The organism is Maribacter sp. 4G9 (genome assembly GCF_002742265.1).
In the GTDB taxonomy this organism is placed as follows: domain Bacteria; phylum Bacteroidota; class Bacteroidia; order Flavobacteriales; family Flavobacteriaceae; genus Maribacter.
This window is the reverse complement of the sequence record NZ_MDGL01000194.1, coordinates 107997-129786: the sequence shown is the minus strand read 5'-3', so window position 1 is coordinate 129786 and position 21790 is coordinate 107997. Positions and strand designations below refer to the sequence as shown.

Annotated in this window: 19 protein-coding genes; 8 read left to right on the top strand and 11 right to left on the bottom strand. The window is 33.9% G+C overall.

Translation table 11 applies throughout. The features are described 5' to 3' along the window. The first annotated feature begins 92 nt into the window (after positions 1-92). Complete coding sequence (locus BFP75_RS21185) at positions 93-2138, top strand: HAD family hydrolase (protein WP_099547307.1); 2046 nt, start codon at positions 93-95, stop codon at positions 2136-2138. Between the two features lie 154 nt (positions 2139-2292). Here the strand turns inward: BFP75_RS21185 and BFP75_RS21180 are convergent, their stop codons facing one another. The 4 genes from BFP75_RS21180 to BFP75_RS21165 all read right to left on the bottom strand — a co-directional run bounded on the left by BFP75_RS21180 (position 2293) and on the right by BFP75_RS21165 (position 5893). Next, entirely contained in the window at positions 2293-2943 is a 651-nt protein-coding gene (locus tag BFP75_RS21180; protein WP_165776657.1) for an HAD family hydrolase, read from the bottom strand. Further along, positions 2927-3898: an ATP-grasp domain-containing protein gene (locus tag BFP75_RS21175; protein WP_099547305.1), complete on the bottom strand. Its 972-nt coding sequence runs from the start codon at positions 3896-3898 to the stop codon at positions 2927-2929. Before BFP75_RS21175 ends, BFP75_RS21180 begins: the two co-directional genes overlap by 17 nt. A 151-nt stretch (positions 3899-4049) precedes the next feature. Beyond that, positions 4050-4667: a sugar transferase gene (locus BFP75_RS21170; protein WP_099547304.1), complete on the bottom strand. Its 618-nt coding sequence runs from the start codon at positions 4665-4667 to the stop codon at positions 4050-4052. A gap of 26 nt (positions 4668-4693) precedes the next feature. After that, the gene (locus tag BFP75_RS21165) at positions 4694-5893 is read right to left on the bottom strand and encodes a glycosyltransferase family 4 protein (protein WP_123803520.1); all 1200 of its coding nucleotides are present in this window, start codon (positions 5891-5893) and stop codon (positions 4694-4696) included. 828 nt (positions 5894-6721) lie between these two features. Between BFP75_RS21165 and BFP75_RS21160 the strand changes: the two genes are divergently transcribed. The 6 genes from BFP75_RS21160 (at position 6722) to BFP75_RS21135 (ending at position 13028) form a co-directional block, all read left to right on the top strand. Beyond that, entirely contained in the window at positions 6722-7600 is an 879-nt protein-coding gene (locus BFP75_RS21160) for an O-antigen ligase family protein (RefSeq protein WP_165776656.1), read from the top strand. 5 nt (positions 7601-7605) lie between these two features. After that, positions 7606-8751 (top strand): glycosyltransferase family 4 protein, encoded by a 1146-nt coding sequence (locus BFP75_RS21155; RefSeq protein ID WP_099547301.1) that lies wholly within the window; start codon positions 7606-7608, stop codon positions 8749-8751. Between the two features lie 81 nt (positions 8752-8832). Further along, positions 8833-9690, top strand: coding sequence for a sulfotransferase (locus tag BFP75_RS21150; RefSeq protein WP_099547300.1), 858 nt, complete (start codon positions 8833-8835; stop codon positions 9688-9690). Then, positions 9687-11144 carry a lipopolysaccharide biosynthesis protein gene (locus BFP75_RS21145; protein WP_099547299.1) on the top strand — a complete coding sequence of 486 codons (1458 nt, stop codon included), beginning with the start codon at positions 9687-9689 and terminating at the stop codon, positions 11142-11144. The genes BFP75_RS21150 and BFP75_RS21145 overlap by 4 nt, the downstream gene beginning before the upstream one ends. A 51-nt stretch (positions 11145-11195) precedes the next feature. Continuing rightward, positions 11196-12152, top strand: a complete 957-nt coding sequence (locus BFP75_RS21140; RefSeq protein WP_099547298.1) for a sulfotransferase domain-containing protein — start codon at positions 11196-11198, stop codon at positions 12150-12152. 147 nt (positions 12153-12299) lie between these two features. After that, positions 12300-13028: a sulfotransferase domain-containing protein gene (locus BFP75_RS21135; protein ID WP_099547297.1), complete on the top strand. Its 729-nt coding sequence runs from the start codon at positions 12300-12302 to the stop codon at positions 13026-13028. 16 nt (positions 13029-13044) lie between these two features. Here BFP75_RS21135 and BFP75_RS21130 read toward each other — a convergent pair whose 3' ends face one another. After that, positions 13045-14301 (bottom strand): hypothetical protein, encoded by a 1257-nt coding sequence (locus BFP75_RS21130; protein WP_099547296.1) that lies wholly within the window; start codon positions 14299-14301, stop codon positions 13045-13047. Next, the gene (locus tag BFP75_RS21125) at positions 14288-15358 is read right to left on the bottom strand and encodes a glycosyltransferase family 4 protein (protein WP_165776655.1); all 1071 of its coding nucleotides are present in this window, start codon (positions 15356-15358) and stop codon (positions 14288-14290) included. Before BFP75_RS21125 ends, BFP75_RS21130 begins: the two co-directional genes overlap by 14 nt. 596 nt (positions 15359-15954) lie before the next feature. Here BFP75_RS21125 and BFP75_RS21120 point away from each other — a divergent pair. Then, positions 15955-17106, top strand: coding sequence for a heparin lyase I family protein (locus BFP75_RS21120; RefSeq protein ID WP_099547294.1), 1152 nt, complete (start codon positions 15955-15957; stop codon positions 17104-17106). A gap of 304 nt (positions 17107-17410) precedes the next feature. Here BFP75_RS21120 and BFP75_RS21115 read toward each other — a convergent pair whose 3' ends face one another. The 5 genes from BFP75_RS21115 to BFP75_RS21095 form a co-directional block, all read right to left on the bottom strand. Beyond that, complete coding sequence (locus BFP75_RS21115) at positions 17411-18319, bottom strand: sulfotransferase (protein WP_099547293.1); 909 nt, start codon at positions 18317-18319, stop codon at positions 17411-17413. A gap of 270 nt (positions 18320-18589) precedes the next feature. Continuing rightward, positions 18590-19846, bottom strand: a complete 1257-nt coding sequence (locus tag BFP75_RS21110) for a sulfate adenylyltransferase subunit 1 (RefSeq protein WP_099547321.1) — start codon at positions 19844-19846, stop codon at positions 18590-18592. A gap of 10 nt (positions 19847-19856) precedes the next feature. Beyond that, complete coding sequence (cysD, locus tag BFP75_RS21105) at positions 19857-20762, bottom strand: sulfate adenylyltransferase subunit CysD (protein WP_099547292.1); 906 nt, start codon at positions 20760-20762, stop codon at positions 19857-19859. A 1-nt stretch (position 20763) separates the two neighbouring features. Beyond that, positions 20764-21354: an adenylyl-sulfate kinase gene (cysC, locus tag BFP75_RS21100; RefSeq protein WP_099547291.1), complete on the bottom strand. Its 591-nt coding sequence runs from the start codon at positions 21352-21354 to the stop codon at positions 20764-20766. Beyond that, a complete protein-coding gene (locus tag BFP75_RS21095; RefSeq protein WP_240531864.1) occupies positions 21339-21788 on the bottom strand; it encodes a DUF2061 domain-containing protein in 450 nt (149 codons plus the stop codon). The genes cysC and BFP75_RS21095 overlap by 16 nt, the downstream gene beginning before the upstream one ends. Positions 21789-21790 lie beyond the last annotated feature (2 nt).

The window sequence follows — 21790 nt, the reverse complement described above, 5'->3', positions numbered from 1 at the left end:
GTTATTTTACAAACAATTTTTGTTTTTGTAATGATGGTCCGGTTTTAAGGGATTCTTAGAATCGCATTATAAATTATTAAAGAAAGTACGATTTGAATACTACAATACATACCATAAAAAACAACCCGAAGGTTAAAGTAGTCCTTACCGACCTTTTTGATACCCTAATCCATAGGAATGTCCACCCTTTATATGTTTTCAAAATTTGGGCAAAACTATTGATTAGGGATTTAGGATTGAATTTGGATATTGATACCCTTTACAAGATCCGTATGGACGTTCAAAATACGCTGGCAAAAGATTTGAAAACCGTAAAAGATGAAATTCCCTATTACAAGGTAATCCAAGAGCTTCACGCGAGACTGGGGAATACAGATCTTTTGGGTGTAGTTTCATTTGAAAAGTTTATGAACTCCTCTTTGGAAGCAGATTATAGGAGTGAAGCCTCCGTACAGTTTATGAACGACGATTTGATAGGTGGGCTCCAAATGTTACATGAAGAGGGTTATAAAATATTCATCATTTCGGACTTTCATTTGCCTAAATCGGTTATTCAAAGGTTACTTCAATGGCATAAAGTGGACCATCTGTTCAATGACATTTTTATGTCCTGTGATTTTGAAAAAAGTAAGGAGACAGGTACTTTATATCCTATGGTGATGCAACATATAGGAGTACATGGGGAGGAGTGTTCCATGATGGGGGACAACATGCACAGTGATATCCAGCAAGCCCGTAAACAGAACATCAACACCTTCTATCTGAAACATGCCAATCATAAATTTAGAAACAAAAAGAATTTATTTGGATCCGTTGAAAGTGACTTTATACGGAGCTGTAGGGATATAGAGAAAAATTGCAAACGTAGCGAACATCCTTTTAGTGAATATATACTACACTTCTACTTTTTTACGGAAAGACTCTATACCGAAGCTAGGCAAAAGGAGATAAAGAATCTATTCTTCTTGGCGCGCGAGGGACTCTATTTAAAGCAATTGTTTGATACCTATCAACGCTTGAACGGTTTTGATGAGACGGATTATATTCGTACCCATTACTTTAAGGCATCACGACATTCCGCCAAACAGGTTTCCCTAAGACCTATAGCCGAGGAGCCTTTTATGCCGGTGAAAAAGAATTATGACCATAGGTCTACCCATCAATTTTTAAGCGATTTTAATCTTACCGAATCTGAAATTTTAGCTATTGCGGAAGAAATTGGAGTGGATAAGGACAAGGTTATCGAAAATTTCAGTGCTTCGGATGTCCTTAAAAAACTTAGGACCAACGAAACTTTTAAAATACGTTATGAGCAGCATAGACAGGAGCAGAAAAATGCTTTTGATACCTACTTGAAATCCTTTGGAGTTGATTTTGGCAAAGAGGGCATGGTGGTTGTTGATGTAGGTTGGGGTGGGACTATGCAAGAATGTATTCATGATTATATAGGTGGCCAGGTGGCCGTAACAGGTTACTATATTGGCTTACGTGAAATCTATAACATTCAGGAGAAAACAAAACGATTTGGTTTAAATTTTTCGGTTTATCCAGAAAAAGGATATTCAGACCATATCCTGCAGGCCAATGGCCAATTGTACGAACAGTTGTTGGCCGCCCCGCACGGTAGCACATTAGGTTATTCCAAGAATCCAGATATGCCCACCATAGAATATCATGAGCCTAATGAAAAAAAAGTTTTTGATGAGTTTATAGCACCCATACAGGATTTTATGGAAGACCAATTTATCCTTTTAAACAATAACCTTTCTTCGGTGGTGTACGACCAGGATATGGCTCAAAAATATTTAACAGATTTGGCACTGCGGTTGGGATTATTTACGAACAAGAAAAAGTTGAAATTTATTCAGCTCATATCCCAAGGATTCTACCAAAATATTGGCAGTAATAAAGTAGGGATAAAATACGATGCCGCTCAATTATCGATGTCCAAAAAGCAATTGTTAAAACAATTTTTATGGAGCCCGGAGAAAACCTTTAGCTATCTTGTTAAGGTTAAACCTCTTTTGTACAATAGGAAGTTGGCATGGTTGGGATGGACAGTTCGTTCTACATACTACTATATAAAAGCAAATAAGTGGTTTAAAAGGAAGTTTTTCAGTAAGGATTTAATTTCTTAGTAAATTTTGTTTTAACATTCATGTATGCCTGTCAATCCAAGTCATTCCAGACTTATTTCGTTATTTCATATTTGATTCCTTATATGTCGATGAGAACTTAAAATAAATTCAGGGTAAGGTCCAAATTCATTATAGATTGCGCAAATCAAATAATTTATCTAATAATGATCTCTTCAAAGGACTGTATTAAATGTTCGGGTTTGTTTTCTAAATATGCGTAGCTATTATGATGAATATTTTTTCCATTGTCAATCAATCCTACTGTATGCCATCCCATCTTTAGGGGTGCTATGAAATCTTTTTTAAAGTTGTCCCCAAAGTAATAATACCTTTCCGCATTGAGTTTGTCCATCATTGCTTCATAGTTTTTTCTGTGGGGTTTTTCACTTCCAATGTCCTCGGAAATAACCACATAATCTATGTACTTCAATAACCCAAGGGATTTAAGTTTATTCGTCTGTGTTATTACACGACCGTCCGTGATAACACCTAATTTACCCTTTTTTTGTTTTACCTCTTGAAAGACTTTTAAAACTCCTGGAAATGGATTTAGTTTTGGTACGTGGTTTCTGTAATTTGATATTAATTCTGGTAGGGATATTTCATATTTTTCTGTAATATATTTAAAGGGATTTTGGTCACTTCTATACAGTGAAAAAATCAAATGGTACAGTTCTTTTGCCTTATCAGGATTGCAATAAAAACAAATTTCCCAATAGGCAGACTTGAGATAGTCCAATTCATTGTATAAGGTATCGTCCAAATCAAATACTAAGGCGGTATGTTCGTCAATCGCTATGTCCATGCACCAAAACTTCACCGTCATAGCGGAGCATGAGTAAATCTTGTTTCCAATCCTCAAAATATTCTGATAGATCCTCATCCAATAAATACTCTTTTAGAATCCATCGTACATAATTGGCACCGGACAAATGGGTCAGTGGGTACCCACCGCCAAATCTGGGGTTTATTTCAATGCCGTAAATATCTCGTGTCTCCTGATGTACGAAAAATTGAACTGTTAGACACCCACGAGCACCTTCCACATTATTGAGTTGTTGTCTAATAAATGGGACAAGTTCATTGTTTTTGGTAATGGCCTTATTCACTTCACCGTCACGGACCAAGAGTCGCTGCCTGGGTACCACACATCGCAAACGGCCCTGTTTTGTATAGTAAAGATCACAGGTAAATTCATCATAAAGATCATGATCTAAATACTCCAGAAACATGAGCTTCTTATTTTCAAAATGATACTCGGTCAATTCATCCTTATGCTTTATCACATAATTGTCCACACTGCGGCTACCATCATAAGGTTTTATGTATAAGGGAAGTTGAAAGGTTTTCTTGCCATACTCTTCCGCCACTTGGATGCCCTTGGATACAAAAAAATCATGAATCATTCGTTTGTCCCTACACTGCTTTACAAAATCGATTTCCGGGACCACTACATTAATGTTGTTCTGTTCAAATAACGCCTTATTTTGGGCCAAGGGAAGTAAAGCGGTGTCAATAGTGGGTATGATCAAGGAAATACCTAAGTTCTTGCATTGTTCAATTAACTCCGGGATATAATTATCGTGATTTATATGGGGCACTCTAAAATGACCGTCGGCCACTTGGCAAGGGGAGGATAATTCGGGACTCATATCTGAACCGTATACCTTGCTTTCCGGAAATATTTGCTTTAGTTCTTCTTTAAAAAACTTTACCAAGGATACCCTGCGTCCTACGGAGGTAATTAATACATTGTTCATATTACTGGATAGTAGGGGTTGAACTTAAAGATAAAACATAAAAGGGAATTGTACGCTCAGGAATTAAGGTATGAGGCATAGGTAGATTGAAATTTAATTTTTTGGGCGACTTGTTAAAGCAAGTTCAAAAATACAATTTCTTAGTACAATTTCAACCCATCATTTGTTTTCTTTCAATATCCAAGTCGGACATGTAGGAACTTTGGTCCAACTCAACATCGGAGGTTTTAAAAATTTTAAAAATGGTTTTGTAGAAAATAAAAAGGTCTTGGGAAAAGCTCATATTTTGGACATATTGGATATCCTTTTTAAACTTTTCGTCCCAGGTCATATAGTTTCGTCCAGAAATTTGGGCAAGACCGGTAATCCCAGGTCTTACGGTAAAACGAATCCGCTCTTCTTCCCTGTAATACGGTAAATACTTCACCAATAAGGGTCGTGGTCCAATGAGGCTCATATCTCCCTTTAATACATTAATCAATTGGGGCAACTCATCGATAGAGGTTTTTCGTATAAATATGCCCAAAGGCGTTAGTCGTTCGGTATCGGGCAATAAATTTCCAGATGCATCCTTTTTGTTGTTCATGGTCTTAAACTTTAAGACATGAAAAATATGTTCATCCCTCCCGGGACGTTGCTGGGTAAAGAACGGTGTACCCTTAAAATCCAGGAATAAAAAAAGAGCAACAACCAGCAAAATGGGAGATAGGATGACTAACCCAAGTAAGGATAACACAATATCAAAAAAACGCTTAAGGTAAATATACATGGGGAGGACAGATTAAAAAACTTAAATTATAATTTTGCGATGGTTTGATTTACGGTATGGACAAATTGCTCGCATAAAATGGATTTATCGTACACGGTTTCCGCCAACTTTCTAGCGTTTATACCCATCATTTGCAAGGACTCTTTATCTTCTTTCAAAGCAAGTAATTTTTTCACAAAGTCTTCTGGGGTTTCGGGATCCACATAAATTCCGCAAGCATTCTTTTCAACTAAATCCTTGGTCCAACCATTTGAGTTGACGATGATTGGTTTGGCCGCAGACAGGGAATCGAATAATTTGTTGGGGGAGTTGGTCTTTAATATGGGTATGCTACTAAAGGTTACTAAGGAAATGTCACAAAAGTTTACAATTTCAGATGTTTTATCCGTGTTAAAGAACCCTAGATAGCGTACATTTTTGGCTTTACTGGTAGTTAAATAGTTTTCTATCAGGGCTTCCCCGGGACCACTTCCTATAAATAAAAACTCAATTTCCTCATTTTTTTGAAGAAGTGCAGCGGTTTCCAATATATATTCTATGGCGTTCGCCTTACCCATAGCCCCGAAGTAGATTACCTTAAAGGAATCCCTTGCAATGTTTAGCTCATCCATTAAGTCTAAATTGGGATCCCGTGCCCAAAATTTATCAATTTTGGCCATGTTCGGAATCATGTTCACTTTTTCTGGTGGTGTTCCCGCAGCGATAACACCTTCTTCCATTCCAGGAGATAAGGCCACAATATGGGATGCGTTTTTATAAATACTTCTTTCAAACCACCTTGCCAGTTTTATAGCAAATTTATTGTTCAAACCTCCCATTTGAATGGGCACTTCCGGCCAAAGGTCCCTTACCTCAAACAGATAGGAGATGCGTTTTATCTTTTTCAGTACCAAGGCAGGAAAGCCAATAGTTAAAGGAGTAGAAGTGGCTATGACAAAATCAATGTTTTTTTCCTTTAGGGCAAGGTAGGTGGAAACGAGCATAAAATGAAGAAATGACTTTAATCTTGCCATGATACCCATAGATTGGGAATAGCTGACCCTAACCGAAACAATATTTATACCATCAATGGTTTTTCGCTCAAATCGCTTTTTATTTTCATTCCCAATACATATAACGGTTACCTTATGGCCATATTCAATAAGTTTTAAAATGTTCCAGTAAGATCGGGTTCCTCCTGGTTTATCTGGGGTGTTAAAGTATTGGTGAAGGTATAATATGTTCATATGGTTTTCAAACTTCAAGTACTATTTGTTAATAGGTTTAAAAAAGTATTTATTAAATGTAGTTACAATAATACACAAACGAAAAGTTTTAAAATCTATTTTATATAAATGGCACTAGTGAAAAGAATATGATAAGTAGTATATCAATAACCCTAATTGAGTTTATAATTCACGCTTTAACTGCTAACGAATTAAGTATTGATTACTTTTTGTAAAAAGTTTAAAAATCTAGAGTGAAAGCTTAGCGTTTTTTGTTAGACTGGTTTCATGGTAAAATTGGAAATTACTGAGGAAGAATATTTCCATTTGACAATATTTTAAGGAATGCGTTAAAATTTTAATGAAATAGACATACTTAAATAAAGAAATAATAGCTTGGTTACACGAGTAGATATAGCTTTATTAATGCCTATCAATTATTAATTATTCGATCAATAAATGTATTTTGTCCAATATGTTGGGTAGCTCTTTTTTTTTTAACTTATTTTGCCAAACATTTTAATTATCTTAATGTAATTAATGATAAAACTTTTTAATATTATAAACGATTATTGTTTATATTTGTTGGTTTTCTCAGTTACTTTTGAAAATTGGGACCCCTTCAGTTTTACGGGCTCATATTCGGTAACCTATTTGTCGACGGTGCTATACTTAGGAAGTTGGGTGCCGCTAGTGGGAAGGAATTTTAGTTTTTCAATCTTTAAAAGATTTGCAATTCCTCTATTTCTCCTAATTTTTGTAGGCTTCTTTTTTTCCGTTTTTAACTCTGAATATGTCGAGGAATTAAAATTTGCCTATAATTATAGAGCACTTCTCTTAATAGTATTAATGCTATTTATTGCAGCTCACCTTCATATAAAACCAAAAACTTTAACCATTGTTTTAAATAGTTATATTACCAGTATGCTGTTGGTTTTTTTGCTGGTATCACTTGGCAAGGGTGTTACATACGAAAATGGTAGATTGCTAATTTTTGAGGAAAATCCTAATGTTATGGGAGCAAAGGCTTCCATTGCTTTTTTGATTACCATTTCAAAACTTATAAACAATTTTTCAATTAAAAGATCGATTATAATAATACTAATGTGTATTCCTTTTATTAGTCTAATTGCAGTGTCTGGCTCCAGAGGAGCTTTCGTTTCCATGTTTTTAGGGCTTGGTGTGTTGCTCTATTTTAGGAGGACGGGAGCTCTTAATAAGCTGGCCGTTATTATCTTTGGAGTATTGGGTTCTGTTGTACTAATAACTTATTTATTGGAAACAAATCCGGTTATAGCGGAAAGATTTGCTGATACGGTAGAATCTGGTGATATTGGTAGAAATGTTCTTTGGGAAGCTGCCTATAATATTATTCGGGATAATATTATTATGGGTGCCGGTTTTGAAGGAGTTAAACCCAGAATGTTCGCCTATTCAGGTTCATTTATGAACCCCCATAACATTTTTCTCTATGTATATATTGCATGTGGTCTTCCTGGAATAATTTTGTTTGTTACTTTTTTAGCCCGTTTGGGCAAATTGTTATTTCTTCATTTTAAAAAGTATGGTGACTCTCTAAATCTTGTATTGTTTGTAATCGTAGTTTTTAATATGTCCAAACAAGGTGGTAGTATTGGCAAAACAACATTCTGGTTCTTTTTTGCAGTCTTAATTGGGTCCACTATTCATATTCTTGATGAGAATAAAGTAAAATCCAAAAAGATATAGTCTCAATGAAAATATTAGTCGTATCTAATAATTATCCATCTTTAAAACATCCTACGAGAGGGGTGTTTGTCTATAATTTGATACAGCAATTTTGTAAACTAGGGCATAAGGTTACCGTTATTTCTCCGGACAATATTATGTCTGTTAAAGTCAAAAAAGTAAAGTCTTATGGGGAAGAGTTATGTACGGTCTATCGACCAAAGGTCTTTTCGCTTTCCAGTATACAATTAGGTTCGTTCAATACCTATAGAATTGCAGAATTAGCCCAAATTAGAGCTATTCAAAAGACTGTTAAAAATAATAATATAGAATTTGATTTTGTATATGCACATTTTCTAATGAATGGTATTGTGGCAGTAAATGCACTTAACAATTATGCAAAACCGGTATTTACGGCTATAGGCGAAAGCGATTTAACAAGTTTTACAAAACGATATCCAAAAAGTTACTTTAATCGAAGTGTTAAAAGAATAAATGGTTTTGTCGCCGTCTCCAACAAATTGAAGGATCAGTTAATCGGGTATGGAGTTACTCCGGAGCGGATTTTAATGAAACCCAATGCTGTTGACCTTAATAAGTTTTATAGTCGGGATAAAAAAGAAATGAGAGTAAAGTACGAACTTCCTATGGATGTTAAGTTAATAGCCTTTGTGGGTAGATTTATGCACCATAAAGGTCCTTTACGTGTTTTGGACGCGGTTAATGAATTGGATAATGTTGGCATTCTTTTCATCGGGAGTGGACCTCAAAATCCGGAAGGTAAATCAGTAGTATTTAAAGGTAGTTTGCCGTCCTATAAAATACCTGAGATTCTTTCGGCTGCAGATTTATTCGTGCTCCCGACACAAAAAGAAGGCTCCTGTAACGCCATTGCTGAGGCTGTGGCATGCGGATTACCGGTTGTATCTTCGGATATACCTGAGGTAAGAGATCAATGTGATTCTTCGTATTCTATTTTAGTTGATCCATTGGATGTAGATGCCATAAGGATTGCAATTGATTCTATAGTTAATAATCAAAAGGTTGCCAAAGAAATGAGCGATAATGCTTTGAGGGCCTCTAAAAATTTTGAAATAGGAGAGAGGGCTGCTGCCATATTGAGTTTTATAAAAGGGATGATGAAAAGTCAAAACGAATGCTTGAAAGGCTAAAGTGGAAATTAGCATTTTGATCATGACTCTCCTAAGAATGTTATAATTAGAAACAATTAAAAAAATCTGAAGAAGAATTTAATGAAGCGAAGACAAACGATTGTTTATATAATGTCCAATCAGCGTTCTGGGTCTACACTTATTGAAAATATCCTATCAAAATCTACAGAAATTATTTCCGTTGGAGAAACCTATCTTTTAGGAGGGTATTTGCACAAAAAAGGCCCAGGTAGTGCTTGGGATTGGAATTGTTCATGCGGTTCAAACTTGAACGATTGTGATTTTTGGAAAAAAATTTTTAATAGACTTAAATTAAAGGATTTAGAAGTTATTAAAAACACGAAAATCATCTATCCCAAAGGACCGGACAAGGAGCTGATAAAAGAGGAAAATAAACATGTTGCTACTCTTATGAATAATATTTATAATGCAGTTTTTGACATTACTCATTGTAGCATATTAGTCGATTCCTCTAAGGAGGCGTACCACGGAATTTCACTTTATAGAAACTCACAATTTAATTTTAAATTTATTTATTTAAAAAGGGATTTACGTGCCGTATCTATATCCAGACAAAAATGGAGAAGAAAATACGATAAAGAGAACCTTAGTCTATTAAAATTATTACTAGCTAATTATATTCATAGAATAAATTGTTGGTTTTTGCTTAGAAGTGTAAAGAAAAAGGATATTTATAATTTAAATTATGAAGACTTTTTCAAAAACCCCCAAGAAATATTTAATGACATGTCTGAATTTATTGGTTTTAATTCATTTAGCGTTCCTGATTATATGGAATTGAACGACGATCACACCATTGCCGGTACACCCAATCGTTTTGAGAAAAGAAAAATAAAGTATGATGATGGATGGCATGATGTAGCTAAAAAGAACCCCTTTTTTAATTTTCTTGGTTACATACTTAATAAAATTGGATGAGTCTCAGCAAGAAAATCAAGAATGCAGGTAAGTGGCAATCTTTATCGGTTATTTCCCTAAACGTACTGCAACTTGTATATTTTGCCATAATGACCAGGCTCTTGTTGAAAGAAGATTATGGGTTAATGGCTATAGTAAATGGTACTATCGGTATTGGTAATATCTTTATACAAGGAGGTATGGGGTCTGCCCTGATACAACGTAAGGAAATTAATAATAATCATATTAATGGGGCCCTACAAACGAGCATTCTTATTGGACTTGTGCTATATGTTTGTTTCTATTTCCTTTCTCCGTATATCGCTGCAACATATAACGATAGTCGATTGGATGACCTAATTAAAGTTTCTTCCCTTAACCTATTGTTACTAGCTTTGAATAACATTTCAGTAAACCTGTTGTTGAAGAACTTTCGTTTTAAAAATGCTTCTTTGGTAGATATTTGCGCTAACTTAATTGGTTATAGTTTTGGTGTTTATTTGGCAACGAAAAATTATGGTGTTTGGTCCCTTGTTGTAGCTACACTGCTAAGCTCGTTAATCAGCACGATAACAATGTTCTATTTTGCGCCTATTAAAATAAGTCTAAAATTTCACTATACCGAAGCGAAGGAGTTGTTTGGTTTTGGATCTGGAATGATGTTATTGTCTTTTAGTAATTTTTTGTCAAGTAAGGGTCTAAATCTTGTGTTTGGTAAAATCTTTGCTCAAGATATATTAGGAATTTATGAAAGAACATCCAGGATTAAGGAACTACCAAGTCAATTTTTAGCGAGTATAATCAATAAGGTAATGTTCCCGGTTATGTCGGAAATACAAGACGAGAATGAAAAACTTATTAAAATATATAAGTTTGGAATTGGTGTAAGTAATTCAATAATGATTCCGTTAACAGTTTTTTTAATCTTCTTTTCTGCAGAAATTGTACAAATTCTTATGGGTACTAATTGGGATGAAGCCATATTACCATTACAAATAATGTTTCTTGTTCTAACATTTAGTAACTCCGGAAAAATGACTGATGCAGTAATAAGGTCCAAGGGTTTAATATATAAGAACGTAACGCGTAAGTACATTTTTACTGCACTGATAGTAATAATATCGGGTTCATTAGGTTATTTCTATGGGATTAATGGTGCCGCAGTCGGTATTGTTATAAGCTATTTCATAAATTATTTGATGATGATAATACTTGTAAAAAATGTATTTGAAGGTTCAATGAAGGAATATTTTTTTGAACCCCTTCTGGCCGGCATAAAGTTAGGTTTATACGTTGCAATAATAATTGTGATTTACAAATCCATATTTAACTTATGGAATATTGCAGATGTTTCAATGTTTATAGTTTTCCTTCTGTTTTTAATAATAGTATTCATAACGCTTCTAAAATTTAGACCAAAAATATTTGGTCACTATTTGCATACGGTTTTGGATAAAGCCTTAAATAGAAAATAAAATATAGAGCTAAGAACTCCTGAAATAAAAAATATAAAATCTAATTTAATCATGAAAAATAATCAACCTATTAATTTTTGGGGAATTGGGGCTCAAAAAGCAGGTACATCCTGGTTGTATTATAACTTGTCTAAAACGCCCGGGTTTTCAATTCCTCCGGTTAAGGAATTTCATTATTTTGATAGGAATACCAAATATTTATCACCTAATTTCTTATCTAAATCTAAAGTAAAAGATAGAATTTTCAGCTTATCATATCTTGAAAGGGCGGGTAGAGCAATCTTTTCGTCCATATTTAGGGGAAACTTCCAAAATGTTGGTTTCTTCTTAAGATGGTATTTTTCAAACTACAACGATGAATGGTATAAATCCATATTTAATAGATATTCCGGAACAAAGGGTGAAATCACCCCAAGTTACTCAATGTTAAATAAGGAAGATGTTTCTCGTATGTATGCTTTATCACCAAATGCAAAACTAATTTTTATGCTTAGAAACCCAGTGGATAGAGCATGGTCACATTTTAGACATATAAAGAAGAAAATAAAAGGCTTTACACTTGATGATGTTACTGAAAAGGAAATTATTGAGTTCATAGAGGGGGAGGGTCAAGAACTTAGGTCCAACTATTTAAGAACAATAGAGAACTTTAGTAGTGTCTTTCCAAAAGAACAAATTTTACTAGGTTTCTATGATGCGATTATTGAGTCACCGGAACAATTGCTTGAGGAAGTGATTCAGTTTATCACTACCGGTAAGGAAACTAATGAAGGTTTTAAAGAATCTCTTAAGGGAGATGATTCGCCGACCAAAGAGATTGTAAATAAATCAATAGAATTGGATTGTCCTCCATTGGTTTTAAACTTATTAAAAGAAAAGTACCACGATATGATTTTAGAACTGGCAAATCAATATGGCGGGTATTTTAATAAGTGGTATTCGGAAACTTATGGTAAACCCTCTGGTAGTGGTGAGAATAAATTGTTTTGCACAATTCATTTAAAATAGAAACAACAATTATTTAAACTTGGTGTTTTTTTAATTAAAAGTTTTGTCTGGGTAATTTCAATTGTACTAAAGTACAAATCTTAAATAGCAGAGTAGACATTAAATTTCTAAAAGTAATTTTACAAGTAACAAAACAATATAGATTCTATGTTAGTAATAGCAAATGGGGCATTTAAATCAGGTTCAACCTGGCAAAGAAACTTATTAAAAAATGTATTGGAATTTCAGCCATTACCAAAGTCGTTTAGAAGTAAAGATCAAGACAGTTTTATTGATCAAAATAGATTGGCCGATATTATCAAATCAAATGAGATAAAAACAAAACATTTTTTAGCAAAGGCACATATCTATAAAAGAAAGCAAATTGACATACTTACAAGTAATGTGGATGATGTGAAGATTTTTATGATCAATCGTGATATTAGGGATGCTCTTGTATCCCATTATAATCATTTCATTAATGTTCGTGCTTTTAAACCTTCCTTTAGTACCTATTATTGGTTAGTAGGTCGATATAAAGCAGTTCAACTAATTAAATACAATGAGAATTGGGCTCCTTATAGTGAGAATGTTTTTCACTCGTCCTTTGAGTCATTAAAAAGCGATACGGCAGAAGAATTAAAGAGATTTACGGAATTTCTGGGAGTATCAATAAATGATGAAGAAATAAAGCGGATAATTGAACTCAACAGTATTAAAAAGGTAAGGGAAAAATCCGATCGAAAATGGTTTTTTAGAAAAGGTGAAATAGGTGATTATAAAAATTACTTGAATCATTCCATAGAAAGAGACTTAGAAAGAATGAGGCGGAAAACAAATTATTTGGATAAAATAGGCTATTATCTAATTTTTGAGTTTAGATATTTATTTTCTTAGCAAATAAAACCAAGAATTAAATCTTCATAACGCAAATAGCTCTCTTACCAGTGTGCACAGAATCAAAACATACTGTATCGCCCTTTGGGTTCATTCTGGGGTGCAAATCGCAACACCAATGTCTGTCGGGAGGTAGTGATTGAAATTTTTTATAAGAGTTAAGTTTAGCCAACAGAGTAACTTCATTGGTAATACAATTAACTTTGTACAAATTGGCCATTCTAAATTTATCTGGATAGGTATCGGTTACAAATGAATTACTGGAAATAAAACTCTGATGACCGTCAGAATTTAGTGCGGGATACGCAATTCTTCTATATTTTTGTAAAGTTGGTTCCTCAAATAAAACATGACTGTCTTTATCGCCTATTCTGGAATAGGCTATGATTTGATTTTGATCATTCCACACATAATGTGAAACCATATCATTCGTTGGGGAAATATAACACTCTCTTGATTCCAAGTTAATTGTTAGTAATCTCGTATGTCTTTTAGAAGTATAGTTGATATCTACCCACCTATGTAGGAAGGAAATATATTTACCATCAGGAGAAAATAGGGAATGGGTTACATAATGATGACAATTTAAATCTTCAGGATTTAATTCGCCAATTTTGGATAATTGACTTAAGCTAACAAGCAGTTCTTTAGTGTTTTCATTGGTGTTTCCTAAAAACAAACCAGTATTTTCAGGTAATTTTTCCTGTATATAATTATCATCATCAAAAGTTCGGTAACCATAGCCAGGCATTAATTTTTCAAGTCTGCCGTAACTGAAGGTTGCAATATATTCTCCGCAAGGTGAAACAGAATCAATTGGAAAGGATAATGATTTTTTGATATTTGAATTTATATCATAAATACTGGAAATTAGTTCGTCTCCATCTGCATCGTTATAAATAACAATATTTTCTTTAAGCCATTGTAATCTGCAGCCTTTGTGATAGTTCCAAGCGTGAGTAGCATCAATTTTGACAAAATCACTTAAGCCATTTTCTAGATTAAAATAACCTACCTCCAAAACATCACCTAATTCAGGCATTCTTAAAGGTATGGTCAATTTATTGGCCAAGAGCTTGGAATCATCCTTAGAAAAAGGAGAAATATCATGAAAACCATAGAAAAACCCTTCCTTAAAATCAATCTCGTTGATTGAAAAATTCTTTTTGTTTGGCAGAAAATCAAAAAAGGATTGGTATAAATTGCGTATACTCTGTTTTACCCTTGGATTACTTTTTACTTGGTCATAGACAAATTTTTCAATCCTGTTCATCTTTCTGGTACATTGATTTATAAAGGTTAGCTATTCTGTTCCAATTAAAAGGTTCAACAACTTCTGAAAAATCATTGAACGAAATATAATTTTCCTTTAAATATATAATTCCATCACAAATATCTTCTAAGTCGTCTGGGTCAACCGATTTTCCCACTTGTTTCCCTTCCAAAAATCCATTAATCCCCTCACCCTTTGCATATATAACGGGCTTTCCTTGGGACAAAGCTTCAATGTATACAAGCCCAAATAGTTCACCTTTGGCTGGCATGGCGAAAATATCGCAGTTTCTATATTCTTGAAGTAGCATTTTCTTGTCTTTTATTACACCCTTGTACTTGACCCAATTAAATTGTTTTATAGTGCTAAGAAATGAATTGTAAAACTCTTTTTCGTAAGTGTTTGCCCCACCTATTATTGTTAAATCATATTTTTCTTCCCCTTTTTTTGTGTTCAATAAATTTATTGCTTCCATTAAAGGAAAAACATTTTTCCTTTGCATGATTTGTCCTACGTATAATAGGTGAACTTTCTTTTCTAGAGATTTAGCAGTTGGTTTTTTTTGATTGTTAAGCCAGAAATCGTCTATTCCATTTGGAACAATTTTTATCTTATTTTTTATTCTTGCAATAAAGGATTCACTTAACATAGTTAAGAATTTATCTCTGTAATTAGGGGAAATAAAAATAATTTGTTCTGCATCTTCAAGTACCTTCTTAACCCTAGCCCTTCTATGATACATATATTTATATTGTAATTCTATATCAGTGGTTCTTATCGCAACTATGTATTTGATTCCAAATTTCTTTTTTAAGTTATAGGCAATTACACCATCAGTAAATAGATTGTGCGCATGAATAAAATCAATGTTTTCATGCACGTTCTTTTCGATAAGCGAAGAGGTTATTTCTTTAATTTTTTTGAAATAATTGTACTTATGAACAGGTTTGATTACCTGTTCAAATATAAGTTCACCCTGTTTTAACTCTACTACATTTTCGGCTACTCTGTCTTTTTTGATAGGAATGTAAACTTTTTGCTGAAGTTCTGAGTCCAAGGTTTTGTACAACTGGGAATAAAGATGATTATCTATATAGTATGCATTAATATGTAGAAGATTCATTTAAACTAGTGTTTATAAAAGAGACGAAAAAATTACCAAGTACTCTTAACGAGGTACAGTTATTTAGAATAATTCGTGGCATCAAATTTAGTAATCACGGCTTTTAGTACGCCATTAATGAACGAATAGTTTCAATAAATGTTGTTAAAACTCCACCTTAAATATGATTTGTCAAATTCTATTTTAAAACAATCAGCTTTCTGGTTACCGATAGAGCATATTTATTGCTTTGACAATCCAAAACCTAGAAGCCAAAATTAAGTTGGCAATTTTTAATCCTTTTTAATTTATTGCATAGGTAGAAAGTTTATTAAAAAAGGCAAAATATAATGAAATGTTAAAAAAAAATGCTTTTTATCGAAAACAGATTTTTTTTTAATCCAAAAAGTAATCTATACTCGTAATATTGAGGATCAATAACTGCAGTTCATCGAAAAAACACACATTTACATCGTTATTGTAAAATTTCAGCGTTAAATAAAAAAAACCCAATTTTTTAAATTCCTAAATCTTGTTTAATTAACTTTACCATGATGCGAAACCTACTAAATCCAACACGCATGGCTTGTCTTTTATGTCTTATTCTTTTTTTTCAGTCCTGTAGTAAGGATGCGGACTTACTATCTGACTATGTCATTAACAGAGATCAAAGTATTGATATTCAAAAATATGTAGTTAATGACGAATTTTTTCTTAAAAGTTCCAATAGCATAGTATTGGACGTTTTAAATAATGACCGGTTCAATGAATTGGGAAATGTTGTAATTTCCGAAACTTCTACTCCCGAAAATGGTAATGTGACTATAAATGAAAATAATACCTTGACTTATGTGCCAAGGGTTGAGGTTACAGAAGCAGAAGAGTTTTCGGATACTTTTAGTTATACTACTGAAGCTGTTAATGATGACTCATCTGTTAGTACGGAAACTGGAAGTGTGACTATTACAAATAAGGGCAAACTGATTTGGTATTCAGATTTTGAAACGGACCAATGGAATTTAACCGGTTCAGGTGATAACAAATGGGAATATGAATCCAATAGAGGTGAGCCTAGAGTAACAAATGATGCTAGAAAAGGTAAACGCGCAGTATGGCTAGGTGATTATAATGACAATATTACCAGAAATGAGCTTCACAGAAATAGAGTATCAAGCTGGGACGAACATTGGATCGGCTTTTCCATTAAGGTTAAGGAGGCTGCCGAAAATTCTAGGGTTTATGCACAGTTTAGAAATATGCGCCCGGAAGGTTCTCCTGATTATGGAGGTGTCAACCCTGTGACTTTAAGACAAGGACCTCAAGGTAAAATGTATTTTGCTACTTCAACTGATAAAAAGATGGTCGATGAAATACAAAGTAGTGGTGCGAGTACAGGTACTGAAAATACTTATTTTAATTATAAGTTGGATGAATGGATTGATATTGTTATACATTGGGAGTTAGACCCTACGGATGGATTTTTGGAAATATGGGTTAACGGTGAAAAAATTGTTGATAAGACTGGTACTACAACTTATCGTTATGCCAATGTAAGTGGTATTCCATACACAGGTGAGATTAAGCACACAATAGGAGTTTATTGGTCCTCTAAAAATACTCCAAAAGGGAATGTTTATTTTGATGAATATAGGGTTTGGAAAGGTCCAGGAACTTATGAGGATGTTGTTCCTGGTAGGGACTAAAGTTAAAGTGACTTAAGTTCTTAAACATTTCATTAAAATTACATTTTGATTTAGGACCAAATTTGTCAAATTATCAAATATAAATTACCTCCTTATCGATTATAGGCTACAGCGTTATACTTATATTGAGTATGTGCAATAATTAATTCAAAAAATAATATTCAAAAATTGTTAAATAACAAAGGCTTCTTTAGTGTCAGGTCATTTCTCTACTCAAAAAATAAGCTATTAGAAGTAGTAAGTATAAATATTTTTTATATTGCTTAGTGGAAATCCAGTCTAAGCTGAAAAAAATTCGATAAAATCAAATAATTTTATACCCATAAAGAAGCATAAGAGGCCAACAAAATATTCTAATTAACAACTTATAAAAAGCTGGCATTGGTCTTTTTTTCCCTTTGGTTGTGTTGAAAACAAATGTTTCTTCGTTTCTAACACCGTTACCACCAATTGTGTGGCCAAAAGTCAAAGGATGACCATTGGTTACGGCATTCTGAATTTCAGTGAGGTCTATATCTAAGAACCTCGAAAGCTTCTTGAATATAAATTCAGGTCTTGACCCAAAATCTTCATATTTTACAATCATAACCTTATCCGGCTTAATCCATTTTATAAGCCCTATCATGGAGTTTCCTACCATCCAAGAAATAGCCTCTACGGTCATATATAATGGCGCAAGTTTGGGATTAAGATAAGTTCTTCTTAAAAATTTGTAACCCTTACCTCTTCCGATAAATTTATATTTGCTTGCAGCTACACCATCAGGGTGTTTTACCAAATGTATAATTTTAGAGTCTGAATAAAATTTGGCTAAGAATAATGCCCTATTAGGATTTTTTGACGAATCTAGAAGAGCTTTTTTACCTACCCCTTGTAATAATATTTTGGTAAATAATTGGGTGTCTTTTGCCAAGACCTTATAAAATGTGGAATTGCTAAATAATGTGGATAGAAAGTATTTGATATGTCCGGATTTTACAGTATCCCTAGAAAATTCATCCCAGTTTTTAGAAAATTTTGATTCGAAATCATTTCGAATTTCTATCCAATAATTACAATCCTTCATCATTTTTCCACAACTGCACATTGCATTAATTCTTCCCATTCCGGAGACTAATTCGCCCACACTTTCAATGGATTTGGAGTTACCCAACATGGCATCAATCACTGTACTGCCACTGCGACCACGCCCTGTTATGTATATATATTTCATTATGAAAGAGAAATTGTTGTTTACTAATTAAAATTTAAGAATTAGTATTTATGAAAAAGTATAAATAATATTAGATGAAAAAGGGATTTATGAAAACCCAGTATTAAAAGAGTTTAATTTCTAAAATTCAGGGATTAACCAATTTTGTTGATATCAAATTATTTTTCCATATCTTAAGATGAATTTTTTAATTTTATTTTAAGGACTTACCTATCAGAATATCCTAATCTTTTTTCTGAAATAAAGTTTACTCAAAAAATCAATTATCAATTAAATTATCATCCCTGCTGCAACTGTTTCATTCGTTGTTTCATCAATCAAAATTAAACTACCTGTGGCCCTATTTTCCCTATAGGAGTCAATCATTAATGGTTTTGTAGTCCTTATTTTTACTTTGAGAATGTCATTCATTCGAATCTCCTTATCATCAAAGTTACGCCCTAAAGTCTCTATATCTATTTTGTACATTATTTCCTTTATCATCGCAGTCTGCTCGTTTGTAGTGTGCCTTACTAGATATTTTGCTCTTGGGCGTGCGGAGGAATTGTTCATCCAGCAAAGCATAACTTCCAGGTCTTGTGCAGGTTCTGGTTTGTTATTTGAACGCACAATCATATCACCTCTACTAATATCAATATCATCTTCAAGGGTCATGGAAATAGACATAGGTGCATACGCTTCGGTTAATTCTCCCTTTGGACCTTCTACGGTTTTAACTTTTGAGGTAAAACCAGATGGCATAACGGTGACCTCATCTCCAGGTCTAAAGATACCACTGGATATGCGGCCGGCATAACCGCGGTAATCAATAAAACCCTCTCTTTGGGGTCGTAACACGGTCTGTACAGGGAAACGAGCATCTACGCTATTAAAATCACTACTTATATGAATGGTTTCTAAGGTATGTAGTAAAGGTGCTCCATGGTACCATGTCATATTTTCCGACTTATTTACAACATTGTCTCCAAGTAGAGCACTCATAGGAATAAAACGGACATCTTGTACAAGTAATTTTGAGGCAAAGTCCTGATATTGGGCTACGATGTTATCATAAACCTTTTCTTGGAAATCAACCAAATCCATTTTGTTGATACAAACAACTAAATGTGGAATTTGTAGGAGTGAAGCAATAAAAGAGTGTCTTTTAGTTTGCTCGATAACCCCGTGCCTAGCATCAACCAATATTATCGCAGCATTGGCAGTGGATGCACCAGTAACCATATTTCTAGTATACTGGATATGGCCTGGTGTATCAGCAATTATAAATTTACGTTTAGGTGTTGTAAAGTATCTATAGGCTACATCAATGGTTATTCCCTGTTCGCGTTCATCTTTAAGCCCATCAGTGAACAAAGCTAAATCGACACCTTCATGTCCCTTCTTTTGACTGGTATTTTCAATGGCCTGTAATTGATCTTCAAAAATAGATTTTGAATCATAGAGCAACCTGCCTATAAGGGTACTTTTCCCATCGTCCACACTACCGGCAGTCGTAAATCGTAATAATTGGTTGTTGTTTAGTTCCATTTTTTTCATTTTAAAAATACCCTTGTCTTTTTCTATCTTCCATGGCGCTTTCAGATCGTTTATCGTCTGTTCTGTTTCCTCTCTCGGTTTGTCTCATGCCCGACACTTCCTCGGCAATCTTTTCAAGAGTATCTGCATCAGATTCAATGCCTCCGGTTATAGTAATATCTCCTAAAGTCCTGAACCTGATTTTTTTAGTAACTATTTTCTCTCCTTCTTCTAATTTTAGAAATTCCGAGTTTGGAATCCAAGAGTCACTTCTCCAGACAACCTCGCGTTCATGGGCAAAATATAAAGAAGGAATGGCAATATTTTCTCTGCAGATGTAATTCCAGACGTCCATTTCAGTCCAATTACTTATAGGAAATGCCCTAAAGTGCTCTCCTTCAAAATGTTTGCCATTAAAAAGATTCCAAAGCTCAGGCCTTTGATTTTTTGGATCCCATTGCCCGAAATCATCACGGTGGGAAAAGAACCGTTCTTTGGCCCGTGCCTTTTCTTCATCCCTTCGTCCACCACCAATAGCACAGTCTACCTTATTGGTTTCAATAGCATCCAACAAGGTGGTTATTTGTAGTGCATTTCGCGTAGCATTTTTTCCTTTTTCTTCCGCTACCCTTCCTTGGTCAATAGATTCTTGAACTGAACCGACAATAAGGTTTACTCCAAGCTCTTTTAAAGTGTCATCCCTGAATTTTATGGTTTCGGGGAAATTGTGACCCGTATCTACATGCATTAATGGAAAGGGAATCTTGGCGGGATAAAATGCTTTTTTAGCCAAATGTGTTACAAGGATAGAATCTTTACCTCCTGAAAAAAGAATTACAGGATTTTGAAACTGGGCCCATACTTCACGAAGCACATAAATAGCCTCTGCCTCAAGTTCATCTAAATAATTTAAATAATATTTACTCATATTAGAGTTTTAATTGGTTTTTAATTTCATTAAAAATGATATTTACGCATTCCTCTACAGTATTTTCATGCGAGACTTCGATATTAGGGTTTAAAGGTTTTTCATATGGTGAGGATATTCCAGTCATATTTTTTATTTCCCCATTTCTTGCTTTTTTATAAAGCCCCTTAACATCTCTTTTTTCACATACCTCCAAACTTGCATTCACAAAAACCTCTACATAATTATTTGCGCCAACGGTTTTTTTTATAAACTCCCTGTCCTTCCTGTAGGGTGCTATAAACGCAGCAATAGTTACTAAGCCTGCATCAATAAAAAGCTTGGATACTTCTCCAATTCTTCTTAGGTTTTCGGATCGATCTTTGGGTTCAAAAGTAAGATTACTGTTTATACCTTGTCGGACATTATCCCCATCTAGAACATAGGTGTTAATATTTAAATCAAATAATTTTTGTTCTAGCGCATTTGCCAAAGTGGATTTACCTGATCCAGATAAGCCGGTAAAAAATATTAAAAATGAATTATGCCCTTTTTTGGATCTTCTTTCGGATATGCCGATTTTATAAGATTGTGTTACTAAATTTTTTTCCATGTCTTTGACCTTATAATTTTATCCAAACCGAAATTTATACGGTACCACGCTCTTTCATGAAAGTAATATAATATCATCTTGGTTATTATTTCAAAGCCTCCAATCTGTAATCCTGTCATTGGGTCACCTGAAATTATCCATGAGACAATAATTGTATCTACAGTACCGATTAATCGCCAAGATACTGTTTTAAATAAATGTCTTTTTCTGCTTTCTGGAATCTTTACTTTTACCCACGCACGTTCGTGTAAATAATAAAGAATCATCTTTGTGAAAACTTCCGATAATCCAATCTTTACTCCCGTTGTAGGATTGCCAGTAATTATCCAGGATAATATTATGGTGTCTAATGACCCGACCAAACGCCATGTTATAGTTTTTGCAATATGTCTTTTATGGGATATTTTCCCCATAAATCGCGAAATTTTTCCCATGG

Coding starts and splice junctions, on each gene's coding strand:
- BFP75_RS21175 (WP_099547305.1), bottom strand. CDS start 3,898: ATGAACAATGTATTAATTACCTCCGTAGGACGCAGGGTATCCTTGGTA.
- BFP75_RS21170 (WP_099547304.1), bottom strand. CDS start 4,667: ATGTATATTTACCTTAAGCGTTTTTTTGATATTGTGTTATCCTTACTT.
- BFP75_RS21180 (WP_165776657.1), bottom strand. CDS start 2,943: ATGGACATAGCGATTGACGAACATACCGCCTTAGTATTTGATTTGGAC.
- cysC (WP_099547291.1), bottom strand. CDS start 21,354: ATGGAAAAAAATTTAGTAACACAATCTTATAAAATCGGCATATCCGAA.
- BFP75_RS21160 (WP_165776656.1), top strand. CDS start 6,722: ATGCTATTTATTGCAGCTCACCTTCATATAAAACCAAAAACTTTAACC.
- BFP75_RS21150 (WP_099547300.1), top strand. CDS start 8,833: ATGAAGCGAAGACAAACGATTGTTTATATAATGTCCAATCAGCGTTCT.
- BFP75_RS21130 (WP_099547296.1), bottom strand. CDS start 14,301: ATGAACAGGATTGAAAAATTTGTCTATGACCAAGTAAAAAGTAATCCA.
- BFP75_RS21120 (WP_099547294.1), top strand. CDS start 15,955: ATGATGCGAAACCTACTAAATCCAACACGCATGGCTTGTCTTTTATGT.
- BFP75_RS21115 (WP_099547293.1), bottom strand. CDS start 18,319: ATGAAATATATATACATAACAGGGCGTGGTCGCAGTGGCAGTACAGTG.
- BFP75_RS21095 (WP_240531864.1), bottom strand. CDS start 21,788: ATGGGAAAAATTTCGCGATTTATGGGGAAAATATCCCATAAAAGACAT.
- BFP75_RS21155 (WP_099547301.1), top strand. CDS start 7,606: ATGAAAATATTAGTCGTATCTAATAATTATCCATCTTTAAAACATCCT.
- BFP75_RS21140 (WP_099547298.1), top strand. CDS start 11,196: ATGAAAAATAATCAACCTATTAATTTTTGGGGAATTGGGGCTCAAAAA.
- cysD (WP_099547292.1), bottom strand. CDS start 20,762: ATGAGTAAATATTATTTAAATTATTTAGATGAACTTGAGGCAGAGGCT.
- BFP75_RS21165 (WP_123803520.1), bottom strand. CDS start 5,893: ATGAACATATTATACCTTCACCAATACTTTAACACCCCAGATAAACCA.
- BFP75_RS21145 (WP_099547299.1), top strand. CDS start 9,687: ATGAGTCTCAGCAAGAAAATCAAGAATGCAGGTAAGTGGCAATCTTTA.
- BFP75_RS21110 (WP_099547321.1), bottom strand. CDS start 19,846: ATGGAACTAAACAACAACCAATTATTACGATTTACGACTGCCGGTAGT.
- BFP75_RS21135 (WP_099547297.1), top strand. CDS start 12,300: ATGTTAGTAATAGCAAATGGGGCATTTAAATCAGGTTCAACCTGGCAA.